Genomic DNA, 15,081 nt, shown 5'->3' with positions numbered 1-15,081 from the left:
GTCGTTTACCTCAGGTTTGCCTGCCAGCCATCTTAGGCCAGCGACGGCAAATCGCCTGCGGACAGCCGTCGTGGCCTAGATCACAGGCCAGCGGCCCGCCGCGCCCATCCGGAGCACGGTGGACCACTTCAGCTTCCGGCGGTTCTCCCCCGGGCCCCACGGATCCTGCCGCCAGCCGGCCAGCCAGCCGGCGAACCAGGGCTTGAGCTGTCCCGGATTCCGGCGCGAGCGGGCCAGCTGGACCAGGGTCCAGGACCCCACATAGGCCCAGCTGAACGGCCAGCGCAGGTTGCGGCGGGCCAGCCAGACGCGGTTGCGTGCGTTGAGCCGGAAGAATTCCTCGTGCCGGCGCGGATCGATCACCGGGTGGCCGGCGCGCAGGTCGCCGGCGTACCAGGTGCGGAACCCGGTGTCCCAGACCCGCCAGGCGAATTCGACGCCCTCGTGGGCGTACCAGAAGGGGGCCGGCCAGCCGCCGGTGCGGTCGAACACGTCGCGGCGCATGGCAATGGCCATTTCCACCACGGAAAACACGTTGCCGGAGGCGTGCGCGCTGCCCTTGCGCAGCCGCGGAATCCAGCGCTGCGGGGCGGCAGGGTCCGCCGGGTCCTCGATCCGGGGCTGGACCATGCCGATCTCCGGCCGGGCCCGGAACAGCCGCGCGCAGGAGAGCAGGAAGTCCTCGTCCGGCAGCCAGGCGTCGTCGTCGAGGAAGAAGAGATACTCCCCCGAAACCTGCGGCACGCCGGCGTTGCGTCCGGCCGGGATGCCGAGGTTTTCCTCCAGGTGCAGGGCCTTGAACCCCGCGGGCAGGCCTTCGGGCCGCCAGCCGTTGCCGACGACGACGACGTCCAGGCTCACCCCGCGCTGGGCCCGCAGCGAGGCGAAGCCGCGCCGCAGCTCCTCGGGCCGGGTGCCCTGGGTCAGGATGACGACGCCGAAGGTGGGCGCCGCCGTCGAGCCGTCCGCCGTCGTCGTGCGCCCTTCGCTTCCGGGCACGGCGCTCACCTGCGCAGCCTCGGGGACGCCATGATGGCCATGAAGTGGCCGACGTTGACGAACAGCACGGCCGGGACCAGCACGTACAGCAGCCACCGCTCCCCCAGGACCGGGTCGGCCGCGCCCCCGAACAGCAGGGAAACCACCGAGGCGGCCAGGACCAGCAGGCTCATCTCCACCGAGTGCAGCACCCGGTGGAAGGGCACAAAGCGCGCCAGCCGGCGCAGCCGCCCGACCAACGAGGCGGCCGGCACGGCCTTGGCCTCGGCGGTGTCCGGCAGCTTGTCCAGCCCGGCCAGCGCGCGGGAGGCGTGGACCATCTCGTTCTGGGCCTTGTTCAGCACAATGAGCAGGGCCAGGACAGCGCCGAGGAACATGTGGAACCAGGCCAGGTGCAGCAGGGAGCGGTCCGGGTCCGGCCCGAGCAGGCCGAAGCCGCCGAGGCAGCGTGCGGCCAGGGCCAGCGGGATCAGGCCCTCGGTGGTGTAGTGGCCGATCTTGTCCAGGAAGATCCCCTTGGGGCTCTGCGTCCCGCGCCAGCGGGCCACCTCGCCGTCGCTGCAGTCGAAGTACAGCTGCAGCTGGGAGCAGAAGACGGCCAGCAACGGGCCCCAGATGCCGGGAATGAGCAGGCAGGCGGAGATGGCCCAGCCGGAGAGGATCATCAGGCCGGTCACGCCGTTGGCGGAGATCGGGGTGCGCACCAGCATGCTGGTGAGGTAGATGGAGATGTGCCGCAGATACAGCTCGGCGGTCCAGTGCTCGGCGTTCTTGCGGCTGCGCACCTCCGGGGGCTGGGCGACGGCGCGCAGCTGCTCGAGCGTGGGGCGGGCCGGACGCGCCGGAGGCAGGATCCCGGTCACGGCTTCCTCCGGCTGGTATCCACCGTGCCGGCGGCACCGAGCAGCCGGCCGCGCAGGTAGCCCAGCCCCCAGCTGACATGGATGCTCGGCAGCACGGCGAACAGCCGCAGCCGTTCGGGCCGGTCCAGGTCCTGCCGGGCGGTGGCGTAGGCCACTCCCGCGCCGTAGAGCGCCGGGAACAGGGCCGCGGCGGCTGCCGAAGCCCTCAGCCAGGCCGGCCAGCGGCGGGTAAGGCCGGAGGCGGACAGCGCTCCGGCGGCGGCGTCGGCAGCCAGGCCCGCAACCAGCAGCGGCGGCAGGAAGTGCCGCACGGACTTGCCTTCCTTGTGCCGGCGGGCCAGTTCCGCCCGCCAGATGCCGGAGGCGTAGAACTGCCGCACGAGCTTGCCCCAGCTGGCACGCGGCCAGTAGGTGACCTTCAGTTCCGGGTCGAACCAGACCTGGTAGCCGGCCTGGCGCAGGCGCAGGCACATGTCCCAATCCTGGCCGCGCCACAGGGATTCCTCGAAGTAGCCGACGGCGTCGAGGGCTTCGCGGCGGAACACGCCGAGGTAGGCCGATTCGGCTGGCCCTTCCGGGGCGCCGCTGTGGTAGGCGGCCCCGCCCAGTCCCAGCGGGGAAACGTAGGCTGCGGCCACCGCGCGCTGGAACGGGGTCCTGCCCTGGGCGTCCATCAGCCCGCCGACGTCGGCGGCCCCGGTGCGCCGCAGGGTGGCCACGGCCCGCTCCGTGTAGTGCGGTTCGAGTTCGGTATGGGCATCCACTCGGACGACCACCGGGTACCGGGACGCGTCCAGGGCCAGGTTCAGCCCCGCCGGCGTCCGGCCGGTGGGGCTGTCCACGCTGCGCAGCCGCGGCTCGCCGGCCTGGAGCCTGGCCACGATCTCATTGGTCCCGTCCGTGGACGGTCCCAGCGCCAGCACAACCTCCTTGGGCCCGGCGTAGTCCTGGGCCAGGATGCTGCGCACGGCAGCCTCGATGTGCGCCGCCTCGTTGAGGATCGGCATGATGTAGGAGACCCCGGGGTTCGGCTCCAGCGGGGACAGGGCGGGCATGGCAGGCACTACTTCTTGGTTTCCTTGTAGGCGTCCACAACTTCCTTCGGGTCCCCGTCCATTTCCAGCACGCCCTTGTTGATCCAGATGACCCGGCTGCAGGTGTCCAGGATGGACTTCATCGAATGCGAGACCAGGAACACCGTGCCGGCGTTTTCGCGGATTTCCCGGATGCGCGCCTCGCTGCGCTGGCGGAACCGCTGGTCGCCGACGGCCAGCGCCTCGTCCACGATCAGGATCTCGTGCTGCTTGGCGGCGGCGATGGCGAACTTGAGCCGGGCCTGCATGCCGGAGGAATAGGTGCGCATCGGCAGGTCGATGAATTCCTCCAGCTCGGCAAAGCTGACGATCTCATCGCGCAGCGCATCGATCTCGGACTTGGCGAAGCCCAGGGCCAACCCGCCGAGCATGATGTTCTTCTCGCCGGAAAGCTCCGGGATCAGCGCCGCGCCGACGCCGAGCAGATTGGGCCGGGACGAGGCGTAGACAGCTCCCTGGCTGGGCGGGGTCAGGCCCACCATGGCGCGCATCAGGGTGGACTTGCCCGAACCGTTCGAGCCGATGACGCCGATGGACTCGTTTTCGTACGCGGTGAAGGACACCCCCTTGAGGGCGTGCACGGTGCGCAGCCCGCGGGTGCGGCTGAGCAGCGAGCTGCCGGTGCCGGGGGCGCGCCGTCCGGCGGCATGCACCCTGTACTCCACATGCAGGTTGTCGACGACGACAACGGGCTTCCTGCCGTCCGATGCGGCCGCGGGTTCGCTCAACTTTTCTCCGGTTTCAGTCAACCCGGCCATAACGCTCCTCGGCAGACCAGAAGAACAGGACTCCGGCCATGAACACCAGCACGGCCCAGACGGTGAAGTACAGCCAATAGACCGGCTGGTAGGTCATCCCCGGCATCAGCACGCCGCGGGCAATCGAGAGCATCTCGTGGAGTGGATGGAAATCGAACAGGCGCACCGCCCACGGGTGGTTCTTAAGGATCCTATCGATGGAGAACAGCACGCCGGAGGTGTAGAAGAGGATCCGGGTAATCAGGGGCAGCAGCTGGGTCAGGTCCCGGATGTGGACCGTCAGCCGTGCCCCGATCAGGGCCACTCCCATATTGAAGACGGTAAAGATCGCCAGCAGCGGAACGATGAGCAGCCACTCGACGGTGATCGGGGCCCCGAGGATGAGGATGTAGACGGCCATGACGGCCAGCATCGGCACCAGGGTCATCAGCTGCTGGATCACCGTGGAGACCGGCAGCGTGATGCGCGGAAATGCCAGGGACTGGACCAGCGACCCGTTGCCGGTAATCGACTTGGCGCCGGCGGTCATCGAGGTGGAAAAGAATTCGAACAGGAACACGCCGATGACCACGTATATGGGAAAGTTTTCCGGCCGGTTGCTGCCCTGCAGCACCCCGAAAATCACCCCGTACATCAGCGCGTTGAGCGTGGGCTTGATGAAGATCCACATCATGCCCAGGCGGTTGCGCTCATTGGACGCCTCGATCTTGTACCGCGCCATGGCGATGGCGAAGTCACGCCTCCGCCAAGCCTCTGCCAGGTATTTCGGCAGGGACGGACGGGCACCGACTCGGCGGAGTCCGTTCCGTTCCGAATATTCGGCAAGGCTCATGCCAGCTTTTTTCCTCACACGATAGGTCTGTGGCGGCTGCCGTGACGGTCCCCCAACACTCTGCGGCGCACATATCAGTGTAGTTGATCCGGCGCCCCGGGCTGAGAGTCGACGCGGGGTCCCAATCCCTAGAACAACCGGCGGTCCGCCGGATCCATGTACTTCTTGCGGAACAGCCGCCGCGTTTTGGGGTCCAGGAACACCAGGTACAGGGCGAAGCCGACGGCGGTGAGGCCGGCCAGCAGCCGTGCCGCGTTCAGGTCGATGGCGATATACGGGAAGATGTCCAGCTGGTCCGAGATGGCGTAGATCATCAGGAACGAGGTGATGGCGTAGACGGTGCGCACCTGCCAGTCATTGCGGATGCCCGTGGCCGCAAACAGCGGCAGCAGCCACACCACGTACCAGGGCTGGATCATCGGGGCCAGGAAGACGACGGCGGCCAGCGCCAGCGCCAGCCGGCGCACGATGCGGTCGTAGCCGCCGCGGAACATCATGACCAGCACCACCAGGACGGCTGCCACCTTCCCGGCGTCATACACCAGGTCCTGGACCACGCCGCCCTCGAACCCGAGGGCGTCCGTGATCACATACAGAATCATGCCCAGCAGGCCCACCGGGGCGTACCAGATGAAGAGGCCGGCCCCCTGGGTGCTCAATGCCCCGATCCAGCCGAATCCCAAGCCGTTGATCACACCCAGCACAGCCAGCATGCCCAGGGACAGCCCCGCGGTCAGGGCCCAGAAGGCGAACTTGCGCCTCCAGCCTGCCCCGCGGCCGGCCCAGAGCAGCCCGATGAAGGGCAGGAAGATCAAGGTGATGGGCTTGATACCCACGGAGAGCGTGACCAGCACGATGCCCAGCAGCGGGCGCTTGGTGGCGGCATAGTAGAGGCCGCCCAAGGCCAGGCCGAGCATCAGCGCATCATTGTGGATGCTGGCGATGAAGGTGGTCAGGAACAGCGGGTTGGCGCAGGTCAGCCACAGGGCCCGGTTGGGATTGATGCCGTGCAGCTCGGCGAGCTTGGGCCCGTAGTAGATGCACATCACCACGCCGGCCAGGGCCAGCAGGCGGAACAGGATGATCGCGAACTCCGGGTGGCCGCCGGTGAACCAGACAACGAACTCCTCCAGCCAGAGGAAGATCGGCCCATACGGCGTGGGACTGCGGGCCCACATGTCGTCCGCCCCGGTCTGCAGGTAGTTCTGCAGCTGGTCATACCCCTCCACGTAGGGGTTGAGGTTGTTGACCATGACCTTGCCTTGGGCAATGTAGGCGTACACGTCCCGGCTGAAGAGCGGGATGCTCAGCGCGAGCGGGGCGCCCCAGGCCGCGATCGCCGCCAGGGTGGCCCGCCGGGCCTCCGGTCCCCAGGCGGTGAACTGCTGGCCCAGGCGCAGCCAGGACCGCACCAGCAGCATGCCGCCGATGGCGAGCAGCAGCACGGAGACGATTACCCCGGCCGGCTCCAGCCGGAGCCAGATCAGCAGCGGCCACCGGCGCAGCACGGAGACCGACGCCAGCCAGCCCACGCCCAGCGAGCCGAAGAACATCAGCACGGACCCCAGCGCGCCCTCAAGGATGGTGCGCGTGTAGTGGCCCCTGCCGTCGGCGGCGTCGGCTAACGGCAGCGGATCGGTCGCAGGGCTGGGGGCAGTCACCCGAGGGATTTTATCAGTACGCCTCAGGCACAACACGGTACATTTGAGCGGTGCCTATCTCTAACGAACATATTGTCTGGATTGACTGCGAAATGACCGGCCTGGACATCGAAGCCGACGCCCTGATCGAGGTGGCGGTCCTGGTCACGGACTCCGAACTGAACGTGCTGGGCGACGGTGTGGACGTGGTCATCAAGCCCTCCGAGGAGGCGCTCACGCAGATGACGGACTTCGTCCGGGAGATGCACATCACCTCCGGGCTGCTGGCGGAACTGTCCGGCGGCCTCGGCATGCAGGAGGCCGAGGACCGGGTCATGGAGTACATCACCAAGTGGGTGCCCGAGCCGCGCAAGGCCCAGCTGGCCGGCAACTCCGTCGGCACCGACCGCACCTTCCTGGTCCGCGACATGCCCCGTGTGGTGGACCACCTGCACTACCGCGTCATCGACGTCTCCACCATCAAGGAACTCGCCCGCCGCTGGTTCACCCGGGCCTACTTCCAATCCCCGGCCAAGCTCGGCGGCCACCGTGCGCTCGGCGACATCAAGGATTCAATCAACGAACTGCGCTACTACCGGCAGGCGGTCTTCGTCCCCTCCCCCGGCCCGGATTCGGCCACGGCCAAGGAGATTGCGGCCGCCGTTGCCGCCCAGCATCAGGACTGAGCTGTTAACTGCATCACATTTCCGCCGAATCCGGGGAAATCGGGCCAAATGGTCAAAACCCTGCCGGAAAGCATGTAGACTTATCTGCGTTGCTTTTCTTGGTTGGGAAACGGAACCAAGGGGCACGCGGTGGGTATAGCTCAGCTGGCAGAGCGCCTGGTTGTGGTCCAGGAGGTCGCGGGTTCAATCCCCGTTACTCACCCCGAAGGGGCCGGCAGCTGCGACCGGTCCGGCGGAAGCCGCCCTGGCATTGGTCCGGGGCGGCTTCTTTCATGTCCGGGCCGCTGCCGCCCGGCTTCCGTTGACTACCGCCGCCTGTGGAGGACCCTCGTTTTGGAACGCAATCTCTACGAAGAAGACCACGGCCATTTCCGCGAGCTTGCCGCGGAGTTCAATGCCCGCGAAGTGGCACCGCATTACCAGCAGTGGGACGAAAAGCACATGATGCCCGGGGAGCTGTGGAGTACCGCAGGCGCGCAGGGCCTGCTGGGCCTGGCGGTACCGGAGGAGTTCGGCGGCCTGGGCCTGGCCGACTACCGTTTCCGCGCCGTGCTGGACGAGGAGTTCGCCAAGGCGAACCACCTCGCCGTCGCCCTGGCCTTCCACCTGCACGACGACCTGGTCCTCCCCCACCTGCTGGCCTACGGCTCGGACGAGCTGAAGGAATACTGGCTGCCGGGCATGGTCAGCGGGGACAAAATCACCTCGGTGGCCATGACCGAACCCGGCGCCGGCTCGGACCTGCGCGGCGTCCGGACCAAGGCCGTCCGGGACGGGGACGATTGGCTGGTCAGCGGCCAGAAGACGTTCATCGGCAACGGGGTGAGCGGCGACGCCGCCCTGGTGCTGGCCCGCACCGACGGCTCAAGCGGCCGGGGCGCGGCGGACTCCTTCTCCCTGTTCATGGTGGAGAAGTCCGAGGGCTACTCCACCGGCAGGCAGCTGGACAAGATGGGCCTGAAGGCCTCCGACACCGCCGAACTGTTCTTCGACAACGTGCGGGTTCCGGGCATGAACCTGGTCGGCGAGGAAGGCCGCGGACTCGAGTACGCCGCCGGCCAGCTGCCGCAGGGGCGCCTGGCCATCGCCGTGGCCGCCTCCGCCGTCGCCCGCGCCGTCTACAACGAGACGGTCGGCTACACCCGGGAGCGCAGCGCCTTCGGCGAACGCATCCTGGATTTCCAAAACAGCCGCTTTGCGCTGGCCGACATCCGCACCGAGGTGGACGCCACCGAGGCCTATGTGGACAAGGCCATCCTCGCCTTCAACGAGGGCAGGCTGGACGCGGTGTCCGCCGCCCAGGTCAAGCTCTTCGCCAGCGAACGGGTCAAGTCCGTCACGGACCGCTGCCTCCAGCTGCACGGCGGCTATGGCTACATCATGGAGTACCTGGTGGCCCAGGCCTTCCTCGCCTCGCGGCTGCTGACCATCTTCGGCGGCACCAGCGAGATCATGCGCGAAGTCATCGGCCGTGACATCGCTTCGTGCCAAGAACAAGGAGAAAGATGAGCATCCGACCCGTCACCATCACCGGTGAGCCCGTGCTGCACCGCCGTGCCGCGGAGGTGGAATCCTTCGACGACGCGCTGCGGACCCTGGTCGAGGACATGTACGAGACCATGGACGCCGCCCACGGCGTCGGCCTGGCCGCGCCCCAGGTGGGCGTGGGCCTGCGGCTGTACACCTACCATTTCGCCAACGAGGACGGGGCGCCCGAGCGCGGCGTGGTCATCAACCCGGCGCTGACGCTGTCCAAGGTCTCGGGGGCCGAGCCGGACCCGGACGAGGAGACCGAGGGCTGCCTGTCCGTGCCGGGGCTGAGCTATCCGCTCAAGCGCGCCGAGTGGGTGCGGGTGCGGGGCTTCGACGTGGACGGCAAGCCGCTGGATTTCGAGGCCACCGGCTGGTTTGCCCGCGTAATGCAGCACGAGTACGACCATCTGGACGGCAAGCTCTACGTGGACCGGCTCAACGACCGGTGGGGCAAGCGGGCGCGCAAGCAGATCAAGAAGGAAGGCTGGGGCGTGCCCGGGCTCACCTGGCTGCCCGGTACCGACCCGGACCCCTTCGGGCACTGAGAGTGGGGCGCTCCCGCAGTGTCGCTGACGCGCCACAGCGGGTCCCTCGCGCCCCACTCTTCACGAAGCTCCACCGGTGCCCGGCTTGGACGACCGCCGGAGCCTGCCAAGCCCCGGATCAGGAATCGGTGAACCCGGAGCGGTGCTCGAGTTCGCAGCGCTGCAGGTCTTCGGTAGCCACCTCCAGGAGCCGGGAGAGCTCGGCCACCCGCTTTGCCGTCACGTCCCCCCGGGCGTAGGCGGCCTTCGCCGCATCGAGGAGGCGGACCGCCTCCTTGTAGTTGGCCTGTGCCCGCTGCCACCGTGTCATCTCAGTCATGTGGGTCATTCTAGGAACGCCCCCTGTCCAAAAGCCATAGCCGAGCCCGGCATGCCGAAGGGCCGGCGGCGGATACCCGCCACCGGCCCTTCGGACCCTTGCCTCAGACTCAGACAGTCGCCGTGAGTGTCTCGCCCTGGCGCACGGCCGGGAAGGACTGCGGGTTGACGCCCGCAATTTCCTCGAGCACGCGGATCACCTGGCAGCTGTAGCCGTACTCGTTGTCGTACCAGACGTAGACGACGGCGTTCTTGCCGGTGGCGATCGTGGCCAGGCCGTCCACGATGCCGGCGCGGCGGGAACCGACGAAGTCCGTGGAGACCACCTCCGGGGAGTCGATGTAGTCGATCTGCTTGCGCAAGTCCGAGTTCAGCGACATGCCGCGCAGGTACTCGTTGATGCTTTCCTTGGTCGCTTCCTGCTCCAGGTTCAGGTTCAGGATGGCCATGGAGACGTCCGGGGTGGGGACGCGGATGGCATTGCCGGTCAGCTTGCCCTCGAGCTCGGGCAGCGCCTTGGCCACGGCCTTGGCGGCACCGGTCTCGGTCAGCACCATGTTCAGCGCCGCCGAGCGCCCGCGGCGCTCGCCCTTGTGGAAGTTGTCGATCAGGTTCTGGTCATTGGTGTAGGAGTGGACCGTCTCCACGTGCCCGTGCACAATGCCGTACTTGTCATTGAGGGCCTTCAGCACCGGGGTGATGGCGTTGGTGGTGCAGGAGGCTGCCGAGACGATCTTGTCCTCGCCGGTGATGGCGCCGTGGTTCACGCCGTGGACGATGTTCTTCAGGCCGCCCTTGCCCGGGGCGGTGAGCACCACGCGGGAGACACCGGGGCACTGCAGGTGCTGGGACAGGCCGGCCTCGTCACGCCACTTGCCGGTGTTGTCCACCACGATGGCGTTTTCGATGCCGTACTTGGTGTAGTCCACCGAGGCCGGATCGTTGGAGTAGATGACCTGGATCAGGGTGCCGTTGGCGAGGATGGTGTTGTTCTCCTCGTCCACGGAGATGGTGCCTTCGAAGGGGCCGTGCACCGAGTCGCGGCGCAGCAGGCTGGCGCGCTTGATCAGGTCATTGTCGCTGCCCTTGCGCACGACGACGGCGCGCAGGCGCAGGCCGTGGCCGCCGCCGGAGTGGCCGATCAGGATGCGGGCCAGCAGGCGGCCGATGCGGCCGAAGCCGTAGAGGACGACGTCGGTGCTGGTACGCTCGTCCGCGCCCTGGCGGCCGATGGCCTCGGCCAGTTCCTCGCGGATAAAGTCTTCGAGGCTGCGTCCGGCGCCTTCGGCCTTGAACTTGGCCAGCAGGCGGGCCACGTCAACTGCGGCGGCGCCGAGCTCGAGGCCGGCAAGCACCTGCAGGACCGGGAAGGTCTCCTCGAGGGAGAGCTCGACCTCGTCGATCTGGCGGGCGAAGCGGTGCGCCTTCAGGATTCCTACGACCGACTGGTTGACCAGGCTGCGTCCGTGGATCGACGTGACGACGTTGTTCTCCCGGTACAGGCGCCCGATCAGCGGAATCATCGCCTCGGCGAGTTCCTCACGGTTGACCCATGCCGCCAACGATTCTTCTGACTTCTGGTTCACAGAATTACCTTCCTACATCAGCCGGACACGTCCTCGAGTCCGGTTGGAACCGCCGGCACCCCTGCCCGCGGCGCGGCCCTGGCGCAAAACCGAGTTGATTCGCTTCAGGGTCGGAGACCGCCGTGTGGCAGGCGGTACCCCGGGCCCACAATCTCAGGCCTAAACCCATTTTAGAGGGTGGCGGCGATGACCGCGCCATCATGTGCGTGAAGTCACTCACAATGAAGTGCGGCTGCCGTCGCTGTCCGCCGGTTCCGGCGCCCTGCGGCGGGTGAAGGGACGGGAAACCAGCTCGACGGTACCTTGGCTGAGCCCCCGGATGGCGGCGTCGAAAAACGGCAGGCCGAACACCGCCACCGTGGCAGCGGTAACGAGCAGGCAGACGGCCAGGGTGCCCGCGCTCCCGGCCGTGTCCAGGAGCGTCTGCAGGTACGGCCGGAGGCTGAGCACCACAAAGCCGTGCAGCACGAAGACCGCCAGGCTGCGCCGGCCGACGGCGGCCAACACGCCCGTCCGGTCCGGCACCAGGGCCAGGAAACCGATGGTCGCAATGCCGGCAGCGGCCAGCAGCCCGGCCCGGACCGCAATGCCCTGCAAGTCCGGGGTATCCAGCCGGCCGAAGGGTTCGCTGCCGTACAGCCAGGCCTGGTCGATGTCCAGCCTGTACAGCAGCAGCCACACGGCCGCGGCAACCGCGAGGCAGGACGCCTTGGCCGCCGCCGGCAGGCGCGGCACCGCGGCGAGGAGGCGCTTGCCGTACACCGCGCCGATTACGAAGAACGGCAGGAACACCAGCGTCCGGGACAGGGACAGGGTGTAGTCGACCGGTTCGATGACGCCGCTGACGGAAGCAATCAGCACGGATACGGCCACGGAAGTTTTCGGGAAGCGCCGGACGACCGGCAGCAGCAGGAACCACCAGATCATGGCCAGCAGGAACCACAGGATCCAGAACGGTGCCGTCAGGGAAAACGTGCGGTTGGCCCCGAGCAGCTGCACGGCCACGAAATACAGCCCCTGGAACGCCAGCAGCAGGACGGCGAAGGTGCCCAGGCGCTTTGCCAGGTTGGCGGCCTTCGCGGTGACGCCGGCCAGGAAGACAAAGGCGGGCATATGGAACATGTAAATCGCGGTCAGCGGCAGGCGGGTGGTCCGGGCCTCCCACGAGGCCACCGCCTCCAGCACATGCCCGAGGACAACCAGGACAATCAGGATGCCTTTGGCGACATCGAGCCGGTGGTTGCGGACTGACACGGCAGGGGGCATCGAAAGCTTCCTGTAGAACGCAAACTTGGACGGGATGGGTTGGCCTGTAAGCCGGGTTCTGTGCCCTGCCGCGGTTACCCGCCGCAAGGCGGCGATCATCCATCTAGGAGCACCGTTGCCGGTGCCCTCAAGCGGCCTACCCGGACACTCGGGCGAGCAGCCCTCGATCGTGTCCTGACTGGCCTTGCTCCGAGTGGGGTTTACCGAGCCGCCCCGGTCACCCGGGGCGCTGGTGGTCTCTTACACCGCCGTTTCACCCTTACCAGGTCCTGCCCGGAGGCAGGCCTGGCGGTCTGTTTTCTGTGGCACTGGCCTGCGGGTTACCCCGAGTGGGCGTTACCCACCACCCTGCTCTGCGGAGCCCGGACTTTCCTCGGCGGGCGGCTTCCCGGACAATGCCGGAAGGCCGCACCGACGCGATCGCCTGGCCAACCCATCCTCCATCAGGATACGGCGTCGGCGGTGCAACTGCTCAATCGCGTGTTGCCACTGGGTTGCCAGGATGTTTTCTTCGCGTTCATCGTCGTCGGTAAGCTCATCTGGTGCTGATCCTGCTTCCACCTTCCGAAGGAAAGACCGCCGCCGCCGCCGGCGAGCCGTTCAAGCTTTCGGAGCTGCATTTTCCCGAACTGACCGCCGCCCGCCAGGAAGTCCTGGCCGCCCTGGCCCACGTCAGCTCCTCCCCCGGGGCGCTCGCCCGGCTCGGCGTCGGAGCCTCCCTGGCCGCCGAGGTCCAGCGCAACACCCGCCTGCACGACGAGCCGTCCGCGCCGGCGCACACCGTCTACTCCGGCGTGCTGTACGACGCCCTCGGCTACCGGAACATGACGCCGGCGCAGCAGCGCAAGGCGGACGACGCCGTCGTCGTTATCTCCGCGCTGTGGGGGGCGATCGGTTTCGCGGACCGGATTCCGGCCTACCGGCTGTCCATGTCCGCGGGGCTGCCGGAGACCGGCAAGCTCTCCTCGTACTGGAAGAAGCACCTGCCGGCGGCGCTGGATGCCCATGCGGACGGGCACCTGCTGGTGGACTGCCGTTCCAGCAGCTACGCGGCGGCCTGGGCGCCGGCGCCGGAGCGCACCGTCGTCGTCAATGTCTTCCAGGAGCGGGACGGCAAGCGCACCGTGGTCTCCCACTTTGCCAAACATACCCGGGGCGAGCTGGCGCGGCACCTGCTCACCCGCCGGGGCAAGGCGCCGGCAACGCCCGCGGCGCTGCTGAAGGCCGCGCAGGAGCAGTGGACGGCGGAACTGATGCCGGGCACCGCGCGCAGGCCGCACGCACTGAACATCGTGCTGAGCGGCTGAGAGCAACCCGGGGGAACACCATGGCCGACGGCGAACACGATTTCATCCACGAGGGCGTGCTGGTGCAGTACAAGCGGCGCGCCGCCAAGCACGACCGGCGCCACCTGGTGGTGATGTTCGCCGGGGTCCGGCCGCTGGACAGCTACGAATTCGACGGCCGGGCCTCCCGGGACAGCCTGGCGAACTGGCTCTGGCTCAAGGACAAGTTCGACGGGCAGCATGCCTACTACCTGTGCCGGAACATGGACTTCGGTGTTGAACGCGCCGTCATCGCACTGATCGACGCGGAACTGGCGCGGCTGGGGCTGACCCGGAACGAGTGCACGCTGGCGGGATTTTCCAAGGGCGGGTTCGCGGCCCTGTACCTGGGCATCAAGTACAACTTCCGCAACATCCTCGCCAGCGCCCCGCAGGTCTACCCCGGCAGCCACACGCACGCCAACCGGCCCAAGATCTTCGCCCACCTGACCGGCAACGGCGGGCAGGAAGAACGGGACCGGCTGGACCGGCTGGTGCCGGACGCCGTGGCCGCGGATGCGGACACGGACAAGAACCTCTACGTGTTCAGTTCGCCGCAGGACCAGTTCCACCAGGCGCAGATTGTGCCGGCGCTGCCGCTGTTCGCCAAGTACGCGAACTTCAACTACATCGAGACGGACTCGGACCTGGTCAACGAGCACACGGATGTGACCCGCTACAACGTGCCGCTGCTGGCCACGCTCTACGCGCTCGGCGAAAACGCGGCCCCGCGCTACGGCACGGTGCGCAACGGGAACCGGATGGATCCGGAGGCCGTCCGGCAGGTGCTGCAGCGGCAACGGGAGTCGGGCGCCGCCGTCGCCAACCTGGTCTCGGGGCGGCTGGCCGGGTCCGTCTTCTTCCCCGAGGGTGTGGGATTCCTGCGCGGGCATGCCACCAGCCGGTGGGCGGACCTGGCCAGCACGCTGGTGCTGGACGGCAACGGGACGCGGCACGAGTTCGGGCTCGGCGGGAACCAGGACGCGGGCGTCGGCTTCAGGTACTTCGAGGAGGCCTTCTGCAATTACCGGCTGGCGAATTTCTCCTCCCGGAGGAAGGCCGGGATCGAGCTGGCCGCCCTGCCGCCGGGCACCTACTCCCTGCGGCTGCGGCTCGCGGTGCCGGGCCGGGAACTGGAGATGCCGCTGCGTTCCGACGCCGGCCTCCGGAGCGAATCCCACCGGGACGGGCGCCTGTTCCGGTTCCGGTCCGGCGACGGCGGCGCCCTGCTGGACATCCGGCCGGTGCTCGGTGCCGCGCCCGGGGAGGCCTGCTTCCGGCTCCACAGGAGCTGGGCCCGGGGCCCGCTGGTGCATCTGGACGGGGACTTCGCCGTCCGGGGCGTGGAAATTCCGGACCGGCAGGCCGCGCGCTACTACCTCGTGCTGCACGGGGCGGCCGGGGTGCATTCCTTCGACCTGGTCCCGGGGGCCCGGCACGGGGAGCCCGATGTCTTCGGCGACGGCCTGAGCGACTATTCGTGGGCGCGGTTCGGCACGCGCAAGGGCGCCGGCGTGGACGTCTCGGCGCTGGCACCGGGGACGTACGACGCCGCCGTCTCGCTCAGCTGCGCCGGCGGGCTCTACACGGTGCCGGCCGGCAGGGCCGTCCAGATCACGGCGGCCGGCGGGGGCGT

14 protein-coding genes, 1 tRNA gene and 1 other RNA gene are annotated in these 15,081 nt (G+C 68.2%); 6 read left to right on the top strand and 10 right to left on the bottom strand.

The genetic code is table 11. The annotated features are described in order from the left end of the window. Positions 1-75: 75 nt before the first annotated feature. The 6 genes from ACFQ36_RS06395 to mptB form a co-directional block, all read right to left on the bottom strand. Positions 76-999: a glycosyltransferase family 2 protein gene (locus tag ACFQ36_RS06395; RefSeq protein WP_377011765.1), complete on the bottom strand. Its 924-nt coding sequence runs from the start codon at positions 997-999 to the stop codon at positions 76-78. A gap of 5 nt (positions 1,000-1,004) precedes the next feature. Next, a complete protein-coding gene (locus tag ACFQ36_RS06390) occupies positions 1,005-1,862 on the bottom strand; it encodes a CDP-alcohol phosphatidyltransferase family protein (RefSeq protein WP_377011763.1) in 858 nt (285 codons plus the stop codon). Then, positions 1,859-2,917, bottom strand: a complete 1,059-nt coding sequence (locus tag ACFQ36_RS06385) for a glycosyltransferase family 2 protein (RefSeq protein WP_377011785.1) — start codon at positions 2,915-2,917, stop codon at positions 1,859-1,861. Before ACFQ36_RS06385 ends, ACFQ36_RS06390 begins: the two co-directional genes overlap by 4 nt. A gap of 8 nt (positions 2,918-2,925) precedes the next feature. Continuing rightward, entirely contained in the window at positions 2,926-3,714 is a 789-nt protein-coding gene (locus tag ACFQ36_RS06380) for an ABC transporter ATP-binding protein (protein ID WP_377011761.1), read from the bottom strand. Then, entirely contained in the window at positions 3,698-4,546 is an 849-nt protein-coding gene (locus ACFQ36_RS06375) for an ABC transporter permease (RefSeq protein WP_377011759.1), read from the bottom strand. Before ACFQ36_RS06375 ends, ACFQ36_RS06380 begins: the two co-directional genes overlap by 17 nt. A gap of 128 nt (positions 4,547-4,674) precedes the next feature. Further along, positions 4,675-6,207: a polyprenol phosphomannose-dependent alpha 1,6 mannosyltransferase MptB gene (gene mptB / locus ACFQ36_RS06370; protein WP_377011757.1), complete on the bottom strand. Its 1,533-nt coding sequence runs from the start codon at positions 6,205-6,207 to the stop codon at positions 4,675-4,677. A gap of 50 nt (positions 6,208-6,257) precedes the next feature. Between mptB and orn the strand changes: the two genes are divergently transcribed. From orn to def, 4 genes are all read left to right on the top strand, one after another. Beyond that, positions 6,258-6,872, top strand: a complete 615-nt coding sequence (orn, locus tag ACFQ36_RS06365) for an oligoribonuclease (protein WP_377011755.1) — start codon at positions 6,258-6,260, stop codon at positions 6,870-6,872. 129 nt (positions 6,873-7,001) lie between these two features. Next, positions 7,002-7,074: transfer RNA gene (locus tag ACFQ36_RS06360), tRNA-His, on the top strand. A gap of 131 nt (positions 7,075-7,205) precedes the next feature. Next, positions 7,206-8,381, top strand: a complete 1,176-nt coding sequence (locus ACFQ36_RS06355; RefSeq protein ID WP_377011753.1) for an acyl-CoA dehydrogenase family protein — start codon at positions 7,206-7,208, stop codon at positions 8,379-8,381. After that, entirely contained in the window at positions 8,378-8,950 is a 573-nt protein-coding gene (def, locus tag ACFQ36_RS06350; RefSeq protein ID WP_377011751.1) for a peptide deformylase, read from the top strand. The genes ACFQ36_RS06355 and def overlap by 4 nt, the downstream gene beginning before the upstream one ends. Positions 8,951-9,068: 118 nt before the next feature. Here def and ACFQ36_RS06345 read toward each other — a convergent pair whose 3' ends face one another. The 4 genes from ACFQ36_RS06345 to rnpB form a co-directional block, all read right to left on the bottom strand. Next, positions 9,069-9,269 carry a hypothetical protein gene (locus tag ACFQ36_RS06345; RefSeq protein ID WP_377011748.1) on the bottom strand — a complete coding sequence of 67 codons (201 nt, stop codon included), beginning with the start codon at positions 9,267-9,269 and terminating at the stop codon, positions 9,069-9,071. A gap of 109 nt (positions 9,270-9,378) precedes the next feature. Then, on the bottom strand, positions 9,379-10,854 hold the full coding sequence (locus ACFQ36_RS06340; RefSeq protein ID WP_377011746.1) for a glyceraldehyde-3-phosphate dehydrogenase: 1,476 nt from the start codon (positions 10,852-10,854) through the stop codon (positions 9,379-9,381). A gap of 216 nt (positions 10,855-11,070) precedes the next feature. Then, on the bottom strand, positions 11,071-12,120 hold the full coding sequence (locus tag ACFQ36_RS06335) for an acyltransferase family protein (protein WP_377011744.1): 1,050 nt from the start codon (positions 12,118-12,120) through the stop codon (positions 11,071-11,073). A gap of 31 nt (positions 12,121-12,151) precedes the next feature. Continuing rightward, an RNA gene (gene rnpB, locus ACFQ36_RS06330) (RNase P RNA component class A) lies at positions 12,152-12,556 on the bottom strand. 106 nt (positions 12,557-12,662) lie between these two features. Here rnpB and ACFQ36_RS06325 point away from each other — a divergent pair. Then, on the top strand, positions 12,663-13,427 hold the full coding sequence (locus tag ACFQ36_RS06325; RefSeq protein WP_377011742.1) for a YaaA family protein: 765 nt from the start codon (positions 12,663-12,665) through the stop codon (positions 13,425-13,427). Positions 13,428-13,447: 20 nt separating this feature from the next. After that, positions 13,448-15,081, top strand: a 1,634-nt coding sequence (locus tag ACFQ36_RS06320) for a hypothetical protein (RefSeq protein ID WP_377011739.1), incomplete at its 3' end; no start/stop codon positions are given.

It is taken from the genome of Arthrobacter sp. GCM10027362 (assembly GCF_042679445.1).
GTDB lineage: Bacteria > Actinomycetota > Actinomycetes > Actinomycetales > Micrococcaceae > Crystallibacter.
This window is presented reverse-complemented; position numbering and strand designations above follow the sequence as displayed.